Origin of the sequence: Delftia sp. JD2 (assembly GCF_001682645.1) — a bacterium.
In the GTDB taxonomy this organism is placed as follows: Bacteria; Pseudomonadota; Gammaproteobacteria; order Burkholderiales; family Burkholderiaceae_C; genus Comamonas; species Comamonas acidovorans.
The window spans coordinates 19533-33145 of record NZ_LFJT01000037.1; the positions used below are offsets into that span (position 1 = coordinate 19533).

Annotated in this window: 12 protein-coding genes and 4 pseudogenes; 9 read left to right on the top strand and 7 right to left on the bottom strand. The window is 64.6% G+C overall.

The features are described from left to right. Positions 1-62: 62 nt before the first annotated feature. From ACM14_RS19270 to ACM14_RS19285, 4 genes are all read left to right on the top strand, one after another. On the top strand, positions 63-2585 hold the full coding sequence (locus tag ACM14_RS19270) for a TonB-dependent siderophore receptor (RefSeq protein ID WP_065347037.1): 2523 nt from the start codon (positions 63-65) through the stop codon (positions 2583-2585). 153 nt (positions 2586-2738) lie between these two features. Then, positions 2739-3059: a metalloregulator ArsR/SmtB family transcription factor gene (locus ACM14_RS19275; RefSeq protein ID WP_065347038.1), complete on the top strand. Its 321-nt coding sequence runs from the start codon at positions 2739-2741 to the stop codon at positions 3057-3059. Between the two features lie 71 nt (positions 3060-3130). Next, positions 3131-4663, top strand: coding sequence for a sigma-54-dependent Fis family transcriptional regulator (locus ACM14_RS19280; protein ID WP_065347039.1), 1533 nt, complete (start codon positions 3131-3133; stop codon positions 4661-4663). Positions 4664-4759: 96 nt separating this feature from the next. Then, the gene (locus ACM14_RS19285; protein ID WP_065347040.1) at positions 4760-5938 is read left to right on the top strand and encodes a DUF4272 domain-containing protein; all 1179 of its coding nucleotides are present in this window, start codon (positions 4760-4762) and stop codon (positions 5936-5938) included. 39 nt (positions 5939-5977) lie between these two features. Here ACM14_RS19285 and ACM14_RS19290 read toward each other — a convergent pair whose 3' ends face one another. From ACM14_RS19290 to ACM14_RS19305, 4 genes are read right to left on the bottom strand one after another with little or no spacing between them, the layout of a single operon-like run. Beyond that, positions 5978-6658, bottom strand: coding sequence for a hypothetical protein (locus tag ACM14_RS19290; RefSeq protein ID WP_254662094.1), 681 nt, complete (start codon positions 6656-6658; stop codon positions 5978-5980). A gap of 28 nt (positions 6659-6686) precedes the next feature. After that, complete coding sequence (locus ACM14_RS19295; protein ID WP_065347042.1) at positions 6687-7430, bottom strand: hypothetical protein; 744 nt, start codon at positions 7428-7430, stop codon at positions 6687-6689. Between the two features lie 22 nt (positions 7431-7452). Continuing rightward, positions 7453-8151 carry a hypothetical protein gene (locus ACM14_RS19300; protein ID WP_065347043.1) on the bottom strand — a complete coding sequence of 233 codons (699 nt, stop codon included), beginning with the start codon at positions 8149-8151 and terminating at the stop codon, positions 7453-7455. Continuing rightward, on the bottom strand, positions 8144-8377 hold the full coding sequence (locus ACM14_RS19305) for a hypothetical protein (RefSeq protein ID WP_065347044.1): 234 nt from the start codon (positions 8375-8377) through the stop codon (positions 8144-8146). Before ACM14_RS19305 ends, ACM14_RS19300 begins: the two co-directional genes overlap by 8 nt. Positions 8378-8450: 73 nt before the next feature. Between ACM14_RS19305 and ACM14_RS32750 the strand changes: the two are divergent. Both ACM14_RS32750 and ACM14_RS19310 read left to right on the top strand, forming a co-directional pair. Next, positions 8451-8600 (top strand): annotated as a pseudogene (locus tag ACM14_RS32750) (helix-turn-helix transcriptional regulator); the annotation flags it as partial. A gap of 51 nt (positions 8601-8651) precedes the next feature. Next, positions 8652-9116, top strand: a complete 465-nt coding sequence (locus ACM14_RS19310; RefSeq protein ID WP_233094653.1) for a S24 family peptidase — start codon at positions 8652-8654, stop codon at positions 9114-9116. 119 nt (positions 9117-9235) lie between these two features. Here the strand turns inward: ACM14_RS19310 and ACM14_RS19315 are convergent, their stop codons facing one another. Further along, a complete protein-coding gene (locus ACM14_RS19315) occupies positions 9236-9961 on the bottom strand; it encodes a hypothetical protein (RefSeq protein ID WP_065347046.1) in 726 nt (241 codons plus the stop codon). A 193-nt stretch (positions 9962-10154) separates the two neighbouring features. On the opposite strand from ACM14_RS19315, the gene ACM14_RS19320 reads away from it, so the two are divergent. The 3 genes and pseudogenes from ACM14_RS19320 to ACM14_RS30810 all read left to right on the top strand — a co-directional run. Next, positions 10155-10805: a S24 family peptidase gene (locus ACM14_RS19320; RefSeq protein WP_254662095.1), complete on the top strand. Its 651-nt coding sequence runs from the start codon at positions 10155-10157 to the stop codon at positions 10803-10805. A gap of 918 nt (positions 10806-11723) precedes the next feature. Further along, positions 11724-12600, top strand: a pseudogene (locus tag ACM14_RS32495) (IS3 family transposase); the annotation flags it as partial. Between the two features lie 47 nt (positions 12601-12647). After that, a pseudogene (locus ACM14_RS30810) lies at positions 12648-12815 on the top strand (IS30 family transposase); the annotation flags it as partial. Between the two features lie 196 nt (positions 12816-13011). Here ACM14_RS30810 and ACM14_RS31735 read toward each other — a convergent pair. Both ACM14_RS31735 and ACM14_RS30815 read right to left on the bottom strand, forming a co-directional pair. Further along, positions 13012-13134: pseudogene (locus ACM14_RS31735) on the bottom strand (IS5/IS1182 family transposase); the annotation flags it as partial. 182 nt (positions 13135-13316) lie between these two features. Then, the gene (locus tag ACM14_RS30815) at positions 13317-13613 is read right to left on the bottom strand and encodes a DCL family protein (protein ID WP_084027410.1); all 297 of its coding nucleotides are present in this window, start codon (positions 13611-13613) and stop codon (positions 13317-13319) included.

The window sequence follows — 13613 nt, forward strand, 5'->3', positions numbered from 1 at the left end:
CTTTCTCGTTCGGAAGACAAGGTGAAACACCCAACGCCTACCCGAATCGAAAGGAGTCCCGCATGGCACTACGCCATCCATCCCGCCCCGCGCACAACGGCGCATCGCGCGCCCTGCCGCACCCGGCCTTTGCCTCCAGGCACACGGCCATCGCCGTGCAAATGCTCTGCATGGCGGGCCTGGCACTGGGCGGCCTGGCCGTGGCCATGCCGTCCGCGCTGGCGCAGGCGGCTGCCCAGGGGGCCGCATCTGGAGCAGCCTCCGGGGCGGCACCCGACGAGGCCCGCCGCGCCTTCAACATCCCCGCCGGTCCGCTGGGCCAGGCGCTCAACGCCTTTGCCGCATCGGCCGGCGTGGAGCTGACGGTGGATTCCAGCCTGCTGCAAGGCCGCAGCAGCTCAGGCCTGTCGGGCAGCTACAGCGTGGCCGACGGCTTTGCCGAGCTGCTGCGCGGCCAGGGCCTGCGCGCGCTGCGCGAAGCCAACGGCAGCTACACCCTGGGCCGTGACCGCAACGCCGCAGCGCCCGTGGAGGGCGGCGTGCTCCTGCCCGCCGTCACCGTGCGCGCACAGGCTCAGCAGGCGCCGGAAGCCTATGCCGGCGGCCAGGTATCCACAGGCGGCCGCATGGGCCTGCTGGGCGACAAGGACTTCATGGAGACGCCCTTCAACACCATCAGCTACACCGAGAAATTCATGGCCGACCGCCAGGCCCGCGACATCACCGACGTGATCTCGGCCGCCGACCCCACCGTGTTCAGCACGGGCATGACCGGCATCATCAGCGAGAACTATTCCATTCGCGGCTTCAGCTCCAGCATTGGCGATGTGACCTTTGGCGGGTTGTTCGGCGTGGCGCCGTTCTACCGCGCATCGCCAGAAATGTTCGAGCGCGTGGACGTGCTCAAGGGCCCCTCGGCCCTGCTCAACGGCATGCCGCCTGGCGGCTCGGTAGGCGGCACGGTCAACCTCGTGCCCAAGCGCGCGGGCGACGAGCCGCTCACGCGGCTGACCACCTCCTTCATGTCCGATGCGCAACTGGGCGCCCACATTGACCTGGGCCGCCGCTTTGGCGAGCGCAAGCAGTTCGGCATCCGCTTCAACGGCGTGCTGCGCGATGGCGACGGCGCCGTGAACCACCAGGAAAAGGAAACCCGGCTGGCTTCGCTGGGCCTGGACTGGCGCGGCGACCGTGCCCGCCTGTCGGCCGACCTGTACAGCAGCGATGACCGCACCGACGGCCTGAACCGCGGCATCAACCTGGCCGCAGGCCTGCCCGTGCCCAGGCCGCCCAAGGCCGACACCCTGCTCAATCCCAGCTGGGCCTTCTACGACACCAAGGACAAGGGCGCCATGGTGCGCGGCGAACTCGACCTGGGCGACCGCGTCACGGCCTATGCCGCCGTGGGCACCAGCAAGACCCGGTACCGTTCCACGGGGGCCTACCTGATCCAGGTCTTCAACACGGCCGGCGACTACCGCACCAACCTGGCCGACCTGGGCTTCGAGATGGACAAGAAGTCGGCCGAGGCCGGCCTCAAGGGCAAGTTCCAGACGGCCGGCGTGGGCCACCAGTGGGCGCTCAACGCCACCTACTACACGCATACCGACAAGCAGTTCGGCCGCCGCAACGTGCTGGCCCAGGACTGGATCACCAACATCTACAACCCCATCTGGGGCCCGGCTACCAGCTTCAACGCGCCCCCGATCTCGCGCACCGAACTGCGGCTGACCAGCATCGGCGTGGCCGACACCCTGTCTTTTGCGCAGGACCGCGTGCAGCTCACCCTGGGCCTGCGCCGCCAGCAGGTGCTCAGCGACACCTTCAACGTGACCACGGGCGCGCGCACCTCGCGCTATGACCAGGGCGCCACCACGCCCGCCGCCGCGCTGCTGGTGAAGGCCAGCGAGCGTGTCTCGGTCTACGCCAACTACATCGAAGGCCTGAGCCAGGGCGCCACCGCACCCATGACGGCGGCCAACGCGGGCGAAGTGTTCGCTCCCTACAAATCCAGGCAGAAGGAGCTGGGCCTGAAGCTGGACCTGGGCGACTTCGCCCACACCTTCAGCCTCTACGAGATCCAGCGCCCCAACGGCTACACCGATCCTGTCTCCAACGTCTTCTCCTTCGGCGGCGAGCAACGCAACCGGGGCGTGGAATGGGGCTTCTTCGGCAACGTGGCCACGGGCGTGCGCCTGATGGGCGGCATTGCCTACGTACAGCCCAAGCTCACCCGCACGGCAGGCGGCGTGAACCAGGGCAAGCTGGCGGCGGGCGTGCCCAGGCTGCAGGGCAAGCTGGGTGTGGAGTGGGACGTGCCTGCCCTGCAGGGCCTGACGCTGACGGCCAATGCCACCACGGCATCCAGGCAGTACATCAATGCCGACAACTCGCTGTCCGTGCCGGGCCGCACCGTGTTCGACGTTGGCGCACGCTATGTGACCACGGCGGCCGGCCATCCGCTCACGCTGCGCGGCAGCATCACCAACGTGGCCAACAAGGCCTACTGGGCCACGCCGCTGTGGACCAGCCTGGGTCTGGGCGCACCGCGCACTTTCATGCTGTCGGCCACGGTTGATTTCTGAGCGATGACACGGCGCCTTGCCGTAGATCAACCCGAACCCGAGCCGGGCCGAGCCTGCGCTGCCGCCCTGCGGGCTATAAACTAGCCCGATGGGGCGGCGAGCATGCCGGCCCGCCAACCCGCCCACCCTCCATTACCAGGATGACAGACGCCTATGGACAGCCGCAATGACAGCATGGACCTGAGCGACGACAGCGTGTTCGAGAGCGCTGCGGAGCTGTTCCGTGCCATGGCGGCGCCCGTGCGCCTGAAGATCATCAGCGTGTTGTGCCATGGCGAGAAGAACGTGACCGAACTGCTCGCCGACATCACCACCACGCAGCCCAACATGTCCCAGCACCTGAACACGCTGTACCAGGCCGGCGTGCTGGGCCGGCGTCGCGAAGGCGTCAGCATCTACTACTTCATCGCCAACGCGCAGGCTGCGCAGATGTGCTGCGCCATCTGCACCCAGGTCGCCATCGAGCAGGGCTGAGCGCGGCAGACCCGCAGGCTGCAAAAAGGGATCTCAAGGGGACCCAAGGCGACTCCGCTAGGATGCCATCCATGCCGCCCACACCCACCCTGGTCCAGCCCCTGCCGCTCGATGCCGACGGCATCCTCGCGCTGGCAGCGCGCTCCATGTTCCAGCTGTTCTCCACCATGAGCCAGGGCATGTTCCTGGCCGACAGGGCAGGGCGCATCGTCTGGGTCAACGAGGGCTACCAGCGCTTTCTGCCCGACCTGGGCGTGGCCTCGGTGGACGACTTCCTGGGCCACATGGTCGAGGACGTCATCCCCAACACCCGCATGCGCCGCGTGCTGGAAACCGGCGAGCCCGTACTCATCGACCTGCTCACCAACCGCGCCGGCACCTTCGTGGTCAGCCGCATCCCGCTCAAGGACGATGCGGGCGCGGTCATCGGTGCCATCGGCATCGTGCTCTTCGACCAGCCGGAGACCACGCTGCAGCCCCTCATCAGCAAGTTCGCCGTTCTGCAGCGCGACCTGGACGAGGCCCGGCGCGAGCTGGCCGCCCAGCGCAACCGCAGCCTGCGCGTGGCCGTGCAGGGCGAGCGCCGCGCCAAGTACAGCTTTGCCAGCTTTGTCGGCAGCAGCCCGGCGGCCGTGGAGGTCAAGCGCCAGGCGCGCCGCGCGGCCCAGTCGCTCAGCCCCGTGCTGCTGCTGGGCGAAACCGGCACCGGCAAGGAACTGCTGGCCCATGCCATCCACGCGGCATCGGCCCGCACCGGCGGCCCCTTCGTCACCGTCAACATCGCCGCCGTGCCGGATGCCTTGCTGGAGGCCGAATTCTTCGGCGTTGCCCCCGGCGCCTACACCGGCGCCGACCGCAAGCCGCGCGACGGCAAATTCAGGCTGGCCGACGGCGGCACGCTGTTCCTCGACGAAATCGGCGACATGCCCCTGAACCTGCAGGCCAAGCTGCTGCGTGCGCTGCAGGAGGGCGAGATCGAACCGCTGGGCTCCAACCAGCTCGTGCGCTTTGACGTGCGCGTGGTGGCAGCCACCTCGCGCGACCTGCCGCAGATGGTGCGCGACGGCCGCTTCAGGGAAGACCTTTTCTACCGCCTGCACGTGCTGCCCATCCGCGTGCCGCCGCTGCGCGAACGCAGGCGCGACATCCCGGCCCTGGTCGAAGTCCTCTCCGAAGAACTGGCCCTGCGCAACGACATGCCCCCGCCAGAACTGCTGCCCGACGCCCTGGCCCTGCTGGCCGGCCAGACCTGGCGCGGCAACATCCGTGAGCTGCGCAACGTGCTGGAGCAGGCCGCCATGCGCAGCGAAGACACCGCCATCAACGCAGAGCAGCTGCGCGAAGTGCTGCGCTCATCCGGCGTGGAACCCGCCGCCCCCGCACCGGGCCCCGAGACTGCACCCGCCCCGTCCCCTGCCGAAAACAGCCCCGCCGACACCGACCTGCTGCGCCCCCTGGCCCAGCAGGTGGCCGAGCTGGAACGCAAGGCCATCACCGCCACCCTGGCCGCCAACAGCGGCAACAAACTGGCCACGGCGCGCCAGCTGGGCATTTCGCGGGCCACGCTGTATGACCGGATGGCGGTGCTGGAACTGCAGGGCTGAGTCACCCGCCATCTGCAAGCCGTACCGTGGCCAAGAGGCAGGGCGCTTCCTGCCGCTCCCGATCCTGGGACCGATCCCGGAACCAATCCCGTGAACATGAAAAATCTCCTCACCCGCCTCAAGACCGCATTCAGCAAGCCCGCCCCCGAGCCCGCTCGCCAAGAGGAACACCAGCATACCCAGCACCAGCCGCACGAACCCCAGTCGGATGGCGCAGAAGACGAAGTACTCATCAACGCCTACTGCACCGTCTGGGACCTTCCCGCGCTCGACTTTCCGCACACGCTGGCCGGGCGCCGCGATCTTTCGGACCCTGAGCTGGCGCCCCATCTTTCCGGCTTTGTCGGCTATGTGCTGGGGCGCGGCGATGGGCAGATGACGCGCAACCGCTACCACGCCATGCGCCACATCCAGCGTGTGCAGCAGCACCTGAGCCTGGGCATTGCGCCGGCCCAGCTCGATGCCTTTGCCGGCTGGGCGCAGCGCGCCAACGCCATCGCCTTTCTGACGGACGGCAGCATCCGCGATCCGCAAGGCCGCATCCTGCTGGATGCCAACGGCGCCGAGCCTGATGAGCAGGCTGCGCTGCCCTATCCGCAGCAGGCCTGGCAGCGCAAGCAGCGCAGCGAGCAGGCGCTGGCGCAGCGCGGCTTCACGCCATCGGCCAGCCTGCCGCCGCTGATCTCCGAGCCCGAACTGCGCATGCGCGCACCCGACGAGATCGCCGCACGCGCCTTTGCCCTGCTGGCCGTGGCCGTGCGCGCCGAATCACTGAACGACGCACTGAACGGAGCACTGAACAGTGGCGAACCGCTCACGCCCGAGCAACTGTTCCAGCGCCTGTCAGCCGCCCAGGCCGCGCTCACCCCCAACGAGCGCGAATTCATGGCCACTGCCCGGCCCTCCGAAGAGGCCATCGCCAAGTTCGGCTGGCGCTACGAAGCCGCGTATTTGCTGGAATGGGCGCTGGGCCTGGTCGATGCGCTGCCTTTCCCCGACGCCATCTGCGACGTGCCGCTCACCTCGCGCACCCTGCTGCAGGCGGGCGACCTGCAAGGCGCCCTGCATGCCGCACGCATGCGGCCCGACAGCGAAATCCTCGACGCCCTGGACCAGCACTACCGCCTGCACTGGATCGTGCGCCAGGCCCAGGTGCAACAGCAGCCCGCGCCAGCCGGGCTGAGCGCCGACGTGCTCATGGAACGCCACCATGCGCTGAACTGGCTGGTGCGCTTCGAGGGCAATGACTGGGATGACGTGGACACGCCGACCTGAGGCGTGCAGCGCAGGGCGCCTGGCTGCCGCGGCCACAGCTCAACCCACGCCCAACTGCTCCAGCGTGATGCAGGCCAGCCACCTGCATCCATCCGATGGCCAGGCGGCGTCATCCGAGATACAGCGCCCGGCGGCGTCCATCTGGATGCGGGTGACGTGGCGGTTGGCGCCGGGCCTTGAGCGGCGGGCGGGCATGGCCAGCAAGGTTTCGGGCAGCGGCTGCGCTGGTGGATAGGGTTCGAGGCGCGTGAGATTGTTTGCAGAGCGCAGGCGCAGCGGTGATCGCTCCATGCCGATCACCCAGGTCCAGAAGAGCGCCGGGTAGCGAAATCTGTGGCCTGGCATTTCCAGCAGCAGCATGGCGCTGCCGCCCCGCTGCATGGCTTGCGCACAACGCAGCGGAGCGAGGGCGGGGAAATTCTCAAGCTGCGCTTGCCAGCCGGGCAGCAGCAAAGCCAGAACCTGAGCCAGCTCTTGCGGGCCGGGCTGTGGCGTCAACTGCAGCGGCAATTGCACCTGCAGCCATGCCCGTTGCCGCAGCACGGCAGCGCATCGCCGTGCACACCACCAGGCGCCCAGCGGATCGGGCAGGCACTGGGCATCGGGAACCGTGGGCAGTGTGGCCCAGCGCGTCTTGCGCGTCTGTGTACCCACCTCGTAGCGCCATTGCGTATCGAAGCGCAGGCCGGGCATGAAGGTACGAATGGGAGACCTGGGCATGTGCATTGCGGCTGCAGAGTCACCAGCCTCAGGCCGGTGCGGGCCTGGCTGCAAGCGTGACCGTGCCAAGCCACTGGCATGGGTGCCACGGGCCGCCCGCATCATGCAGGAGGCAGGTCCCGTCGGCTTGCACCTGGATCCGGGTGGCGTACCCGCTGGACCAGGGCAGGGTCGAGCCAAAGGGCAGGGCAAGCAAAGCCTTGGGAGGCGCCATGGCCTGCGCGCCCGGTGACGGCCATGTGTCGGACGCAACGCAATCGTCGGTGCACGACAACGGCAGCTCCGGCTCGTACCCCACCACCCAGGCCCAGAAAATACCCGGCTTGGGCCCTTCGCATTCCGGTGACTCCAGCATCAGCAAGGCACTGCCTCCCTGCTCGACTGCCTGGGCGCACAGCAAGGGCGTCCGGGCGCATTCAGAAGGTGCCTGCACGTCCCAGTCGGGCAGCAGCACATCAAGGATCTGCGCCAGCTCCTCCACGCCGGGAAGCGGGGGCAGGTGAACTGGCAGCCGCAGGAACAACCAGTGGTGCTGCTCCAGAACCACGGCGCACCGGCGAACGCACCACCAGGTGCCATAGGGGTCGGCCGGGCCAGCAAGGTCGGAGGCCATAGGCAGTTGTGTCCAACTGGTCTTGCCGGCTTCCGCACGCCTTATGTATTGCCAGTGACCATCAAAGAGCAGGCCGCTGATGAGGCGTTGACCGGGACTGCTTGGCTCCAGCGGAATTTCCCGCTCGTACTGCTCTGGCGTGAGATTGGAGTTCTGCATTTCTTCGGGTCAGGAAAGCCGGTCAGGAGAAGCCGCCGTTGATGGCAATGTCGTTGCTCAGTGGCTCCAGCGTGATGGCCGCCGTGCAGCGGTACCGGCTTGCGCGCGCATCCAGGCCATCCACATCACACAGCCCCTCGCCATCCACCGTCACCCTCAAGGCGTGGTTCCATGCCAGGGGCGAGCCGAAGGGCCAGATCAGCAGCGCGCCAGGGCGCCCGGGCATGTCAAAGGCTGAAATGCGCTTGGCACGCTGGAATCTCTCGTGCATTTCCACGCCGATCACCCAGGCCCAGAAAACGGCTTGCACGCCATCGCTTGAATCCTCGGCCTGCAGTTGCAGCAAAGAGCAGCCACCGGCAAGCAGCGCATCGGTGCTGCGCAGCAGCGGCGCCTGTGTCGAGGGGTCATCCAGCATCTTCACGTTCCAGCCCGCAAGCATTGCGCCCAGGGCCAGCGCCACATCGCCACATTCCGGCTGCGCAGGCAGGCCCGAGGGCAGATGCGCGGAACGCCAGGGCCTGCGATTGAGCACTGCAACGCACTGGCGCACGCACCACCAGGCCCGCTGTGGATCTGCTGCAGCCATGCCGCCTGCCCGGGTTGCCGGCAGCCGTGCCCAATAGGCTCGGCCTGAAGGCGTGAGCGCCGAGTAGGTCCACAGTCCGTCAAAGCGAAGCCCTCGGGTGAAGCGGTGGGTGAGGTGCGTGGTCTCAGCCACAGGACCTCTCATCATCGTGTGCCGAAGGCTGGGCACCGTACGGAGTCTTGATGCCGCAGCGGTCCCCGATGCGCATGAGCGCCATACCCAGGGATGTGCGCGGCTCTTTGGTCTTGCCCAATGCGAGGTCAGAAATCGTTGCTTGACCGCAGCCCACTTCGCGGGCGATCTGGCTTTGACTGACACCCTTCGCAGCAAGTCTGGCGAGGTAGTCTTTCCATTCCATAGTTTCATGCTATCGAAAAGTCGATTTTTTTACAATCGAATTTGACATATCGGTTTTCCGTAAGCTACGGAGCATGTCAACCGATTTCGGCCAACGCCTCAAAAGCGCTCGCAGTCTCGCGGGCCTCACCCAAGCGCAGCTAGGCCGCCAGGCGGGCATGGGGCAATCGACCATTGCTGACCTTGAGAGAAGCGGAAACGGCACCTCCAAAACAGCCACGCTCGCATCCCTGTGCGGTGTCTCGGCCCTGTGGCTGGAATGTGGCAAGGGCCCCATGTCGGCCGGTGCCGCGGCGCTGCAGCGCCAGCTGCCCCAGGGCACGCGTCGCTATCCCCTGCTTGGCCTGCAGCAGACAAGCTGCCGCAGCGCACAAGACGCCATGGACGATGCCGACGATGAGCAGTTTCTGGGCATCGAAGTCGCCAGCGACAACGCATCGCCCCGTGCGTTCTTCGTGCGACTGGAAGACAACGCCATGGCCCCGGAAATCCGGGAAGGGGACCGCGTGCTCATCGATCCCGCCCTGCCGCCGCGGCCCGGGGACTGCGTGCTGGCCACCGACTCCCGGCAACAGGCCATCTTGCGCAAGTACCGGGTGCGCGGCCTGGACAAGGCCGGTGCGGAAATCTTCGAGCTGGTGCCGCTCAACGAAGACCATCCCACACTATCCAGCGACGAGCAGGCGCTGCAGTTGCGCGGCACCGTGGTGGAGCATCGCCGGCGGTTCCAGGCCCGGTAGCAGGGCCGAGGCCTTGGCACCGCTGCGGCGGCCTTGGTGCTGCCGGCTGCCGCGCCCGTGATTCATGGATGGCGGCAAGGGACAAGCGGCTTGGGCAAATCTTCCGGCTCGGGCAGGCATCAACACAGTGGGTGCCCCTGCAGGAGGCCGGCATGGCCGAATTGGTCGACTTGACCGCATTGGCCATCTCGCGCGGGCGACAGCGTCACTGCGGCCAGGCAGCGGCACTCGCGCCACTGCCCGTCAATGCCATCCACGTCGCAGTGCCCGTCGCGGTTCATCTGCACCCGCGCCGCATAGCCGCAGGCCCAGGGCATGCTCCAGCCAAAGGGAATAGTCAGCAGCGCGGCAGGGCGGGGCGCGCGACTTGCGGGCCATGGCTTCACCGGCGCGGGCCGCATCTTCTGATGCATCTCCACGCCAATCACCCAGGCCCAGAACGTGCTCTGCGGCCGCTGGTGCAGCGCCTCTGACTGCAGTTGCAGCACCGCTCCGCCCCCGGCCATCACTGCCTGGGTGCAGGACTGCATGGACATGTGCCCGGCCCCTGCGCTCAGTTGTACCTGCCAGCGCGGCATCAGCGCGTTCAGGGCCAGCGCCACATCTTCCGGCCCCGGCCGCAAGGGTATGTCTGAAGGCAGATCCACCGACTGCCACATCTCCCGCCGCAGCACGGCAGCGCAGCGCCGCACACACCACCAGGCGCCATGCGGATCAGCCCTGCCCGCATCAGGCTGCCCCAGCGGCAGCCGCGACCAACAGGCCCGGCCCGATGGCGCGCGGGCGGCGTACTTCCATTGCGCAGCGAAGCGCAGGCCAGGGGTGAAGTGGTGGGTGATGTGCATGGATGTAGGCGTCTGCGTCTAGTTGAAGCTTGTGCGGCCAAGTTGATCCAGAGTTTGGACAGCTTCACCGAAAGCGGTATGAGAAGTTTTAAGTTGAGCCATAGGCTGGCTCTTCAAAACTGGCGAATTCAAGTGAATTTTCACTAACTCTATCGTACCGAAATCGGTATATCAAGACCAAAGAATGCTGCCCATGCGCAGCTTCGTGAACGCAACATTGGCCGAAAACGCTGCCCTGATGATCAAGGGCAAGGCGATCGGGCGCCTGCGTAGTGACATGAAGAATGCTGGATTCGACATCGGGCAGGGCACTTTGCAGCGCATCGTTGGCGGGGAAACCGGCGTGCGAATGGAGTCACTGCAGAAGTTTGCTGATTACTTCAGCGTGGACGTCGATACCTTGTTGCGAGGCCGTGTCGCGGAAGGTGAGGACTTCATCCAACTCGTCCGCCTGGATGTTGAAGCCGCGCCCGAACGCTCTCGAAAAACCAATCTTGTCGAGGAACTCGGGGCTCTCCAGTTCCGACGCGATTTTCTGCGTGCTATCGGCGTCAGCCCGGTGAACGCGGCCCTCGTCCATGTGGCAGGAACCAGCATGGAGCCCACGATCCGGGAAGGTGCCGTGCTCTTGCTCAATCGTGCGGATCAAACGCCGCGCCGTGGCAGCGTCTATGCATTCGCGTGGGAAGGGCAGATGCTTGTGCGGCGCTTTCAGCGGGTGGGCGATGTTTGGCATGCCGTGGCCGACAACGCTGATAAGGGCGAGCACCCGGATATCGTCATTGCCGGAAAGGCAGAGGGTCTGGTGCAAGGGCGAGCCATATGGGTCGGGGCCAAGCTCTGAGTCTGTCCTGTGTTGATGGCTGCCTTCTCCATCGCCGCGAGAACTTGAATGCTTTGTGCATGCGTTTGGGATGGGGCAGTCGCAGAGCCAAGCGCTTGGGCTCTCCCTCGGAACTGATGAACCGGCTTGGCCGGTCGTCTAGCTTCTGGTCTGATATCGACCCATTTGGTGATGCTGATCTGTGGGTTGTGGGTGTCGGCTTTGCAGCGGGTGCGGTCGCTTGGACAACGTGTCCGTGTCGACCTTTCTGTTAGGCCGCATCGGACACCACCTGCGCAAGGCATCGGCGCAGAACATTGACCAGCTCGTCCAAGTGTCGCTGACGCAAGGACGGGGACAAACGCTCCGGCAGTGCTCCGCGCTCAGTGACAACAGAAAGCGCGATTAGTAGCTCCCGCACTCCATCGGCCTTTGAGGCCGACTCCGCTGGCATCGGCCAGAACACCCCGAGTAGCTTCTCTTTCGGATAGAACACGGACTTCAACTGGCGAGTATCGCCCTGGTACAGAACGATTTGCCGGACGCCGCTGGACCAGGATGCTGGAAGAAGGAGAAGCATTGTCTCGACGTCTCGCCGCGAGAGGCCGTGACTGGCTCCGTTCTGCACAGTGACTTTCATGCGGTCTAACGTTTTATATGAGAAGCGCTGCCCGGCTTGCCGGGTGGCGCCTCTCGATGGAAGGGTTGGGTATCAGTGTGCAGCGCCAACTGGAACTCCTGCTTTGAGTGTGATGCTGTGCACTGCCTCACCAAGTGCACGCCTACAACTCTGCAGATCATTATTGTTTTGGCGCCCGTAGGCAATTGCGCAAGACGCTGCTGCCTCAACAAAGAACGTACATGCGATTCGGGTCATCATGATTGTGGAGTTGACCCGGTTCCGTGGACACATCATTCTTTGTGTTCAAGGAGCCGAAAATGTCCAAAGTCAGGCTGCCGTATCCGGCGCAGTTCAGGCAGCAGATGGTCGAGTTGGTACGTGCCGGACGCACGCCCGCCGAACATGCACGCGAATTCAACGTAACCGCGCAGTCCATCACCAACTGGGTCGGTCAAGCCGCCATTGATAGCGGCAAGGAAGGCTTGACCTGCGTCGAGCGCGAGGAGCTATTACGGCTGCGCCGTCAACTGCGTCAAATTCAGCAGGAGCGCGACATCCTGGCAAAGGCTACGGCCTGGTTTGCCGGTCGCAGCGATGCGACTTCGACGAAGTCTTCGGACTCGTGATGGCAAACCAGGCCGACTCCCCGTGCGCACCATGTGCCGTGTTCTAGGCGTATCCGCCAGCGGTTTCTACGCTTGGCGAGAGCGCAAGTCTTCCCAGCGCAGCATCACCAACGCGGTAATGACCGAACGAATACGCCAGATTCAAAAGGACTCTACGAGTCGTACGGCATGCCGCGCGTGAGAGCCGAGCTCATTGAGCAAGGCGTCTCCATCAGCCGACAGCGTGTTGCGCGCCTCATGCGTCTGGCCCGCATCCAGGGCATCAGCCGCCGCTGTGGCTTCACGATTACCACGCGCCAAGACAAACGTGTCTCACCCCACAACGACCTGGTCAAGCGCCAGTTCAAGGCCAGGGACCCCAATCAACTTTGGGTGGCCGACATGACCTAAGTGCCAATCTGGACGGGATTCTTGTACTTGGCCGTGGTCATCCGTGTGGAGTCGGCGTGTGGTGGATTGGTCTATGGGCGAGAGAATGAAGACCGACCTTGTGCTATCGGCGCTCAACATGGCGCTGACCCAGCGCAAGCCGCAAGACGTCATCCACCATAGTGACCAGGGCAGCCAAGGCGTATTCAACCGGTCGTCGTAACACTTTCAATCATTGAGGTGTTTATGGGACGATCTGCGGGGTGGAGGCAGAAGTTATCTGGGCGAAGTGCCATGCGCTCACCCGGTGCTCCTTCGCTTCGCCGAGAGGTGGAGCAGCAGTTCTGGAAGCAGATTGTCACCGGAATCACGAGTGAGAAGGCTGCCGAAGCCGTTGGCGCCGTCACAGCGGTATGGGCTACCTCTCACCTCTGAATTTGAAAGGAGCCAGCAGGCACGATTCAATGTCTGCAAGCACGACCCATCGTACGCTGACGAAGCACCCCAGATGGTTTGAGAATCAAATCAGAAACCGTCCACGGGACCGGGTCAACTCCAACTCCAGAATGCCTGTTTGCAGCACGAACAGGACGCCGTTGAGGTGGCTTCATACGCTGACTGCTGGCTTGCGCACACCGCCTTTGGCAGAAGGTACGAAGGCTGCGATCAGGGGTTGTAGCTGTCGCCACAGTTCTTTGCCTACGCGTCGTTGTGCCATTAGGGCAGCGAGCATAACTGCTCTGCGGGGGCCTTTGACGAAGTGGTGTTAGCCACTCTTACTAATTGTGTCTGTAGTAGTCAGGCTCTGATTTCTCAGTCATTTCCAAAGAGATGGAGAGCTATAGTTGCTGCTTGAGTGGGAGCCTGTCTTACTGCAGGTTGTCACTTTTATTAAAAATATAGAGGAAGAATATTTTAATTTCCGTGAATTGAGCCGGTTATGGAAAATTTTTCGGTCGTTCCATCAGGACGATTTACCCAAAAACACTTTGTCCCAAAGTCGGCACTTCGGACACTAAAGTCTCTGATGCCACAGCCAATCTCTGCAGCTGCATTCGGATGGTGTTCTAGCGCCGCCTGTAGAATTACGGCATCTTGAACGTTGACTCGATCACCAACGTCGTACCGATGAAGCATGTCCTTTAAGTAAGCAACTGCATCACCCCTTTTTTCAAAATGCAATGGCCCGAGAGAAATAGGTTTGGCTGGCAT

Coding starts and splice junctions, on each gene's coding strand:
- ACM14_RS19285 (WP_065347040.1), top strand. CDS start 4,760: ATGAAAAATCTCCTCACCCGCCTCAAGACCGCATTCAGCAAGCCCGCC.
- ACM14_RS19315 (WP_065347046.1), bottom strand. CDS start 9,961: ATGCACATCACCCACCACTTCACCCCTGGCCTGCGCTTCGCTGCGCAA.
- ACM14_RS19275 (WP_065347038.1), top strand. CDS start 2,739: ATGGACAGCCGCAATGACAGCATGGACCTGAGCGACGACAGCGTGTTC.
- ACM14_RS19295 (WP_065347042.1), bottom strand. CDS start 7,430: ATGCAGAACTCCAATCTCACGCCAGAGCAGTACGAGCGGGAAATTCCG.
- ACM14_RS19310 (WP_233094653.1), top strand. CDS start 8,652: ATGTCGGCCGGTGCCGCGGCGCTGCAGCGCCAGCTGCCCCAGGGCACG.
- ACM14_RS19280 (WP_065347039.1), top strand. CDS start 3,131: ATGCCGCCCACACCCACCCTGGTCCAGCCCCTGCCGCTCGATGCCGAC.
- ACM14_RS30815 (WP_084027410.1), bottom strand. CDS start 13,613: ATGCCAGCCAAACCTATTTCTCTCGGGCCATTGCATTTTGAAAAAAGG.
- ACM14_RS19305 (WP_065347044.1), bottom strand. CDS start 8,377: ATGGAATGGAAAGACTACCTCGCCAGACTTGCTGCGAAGGGTGTCAGT.
- ACM14_RS19270 (WP_065347037.1), top strand. CDS start 63: ATGGCACTACGCCATCCATCCCGCCCCGCGCACAACGGCGCATCGCGC.
- ACM14_RS19320 (WP_254662095.1), top strand. CDS start 10,155: ATGCGCAGCTTCGTGAACGCAACATTGGCCGAAAACGCTGCCCTGATG.
- ACM14_RS19290 (WP_254662094.1), bottom strand. CDS start 6,658: ATGCCCAGGTCTCCCATTCGTACCTTCATGCCCGGCCTGCGCTTCGAT.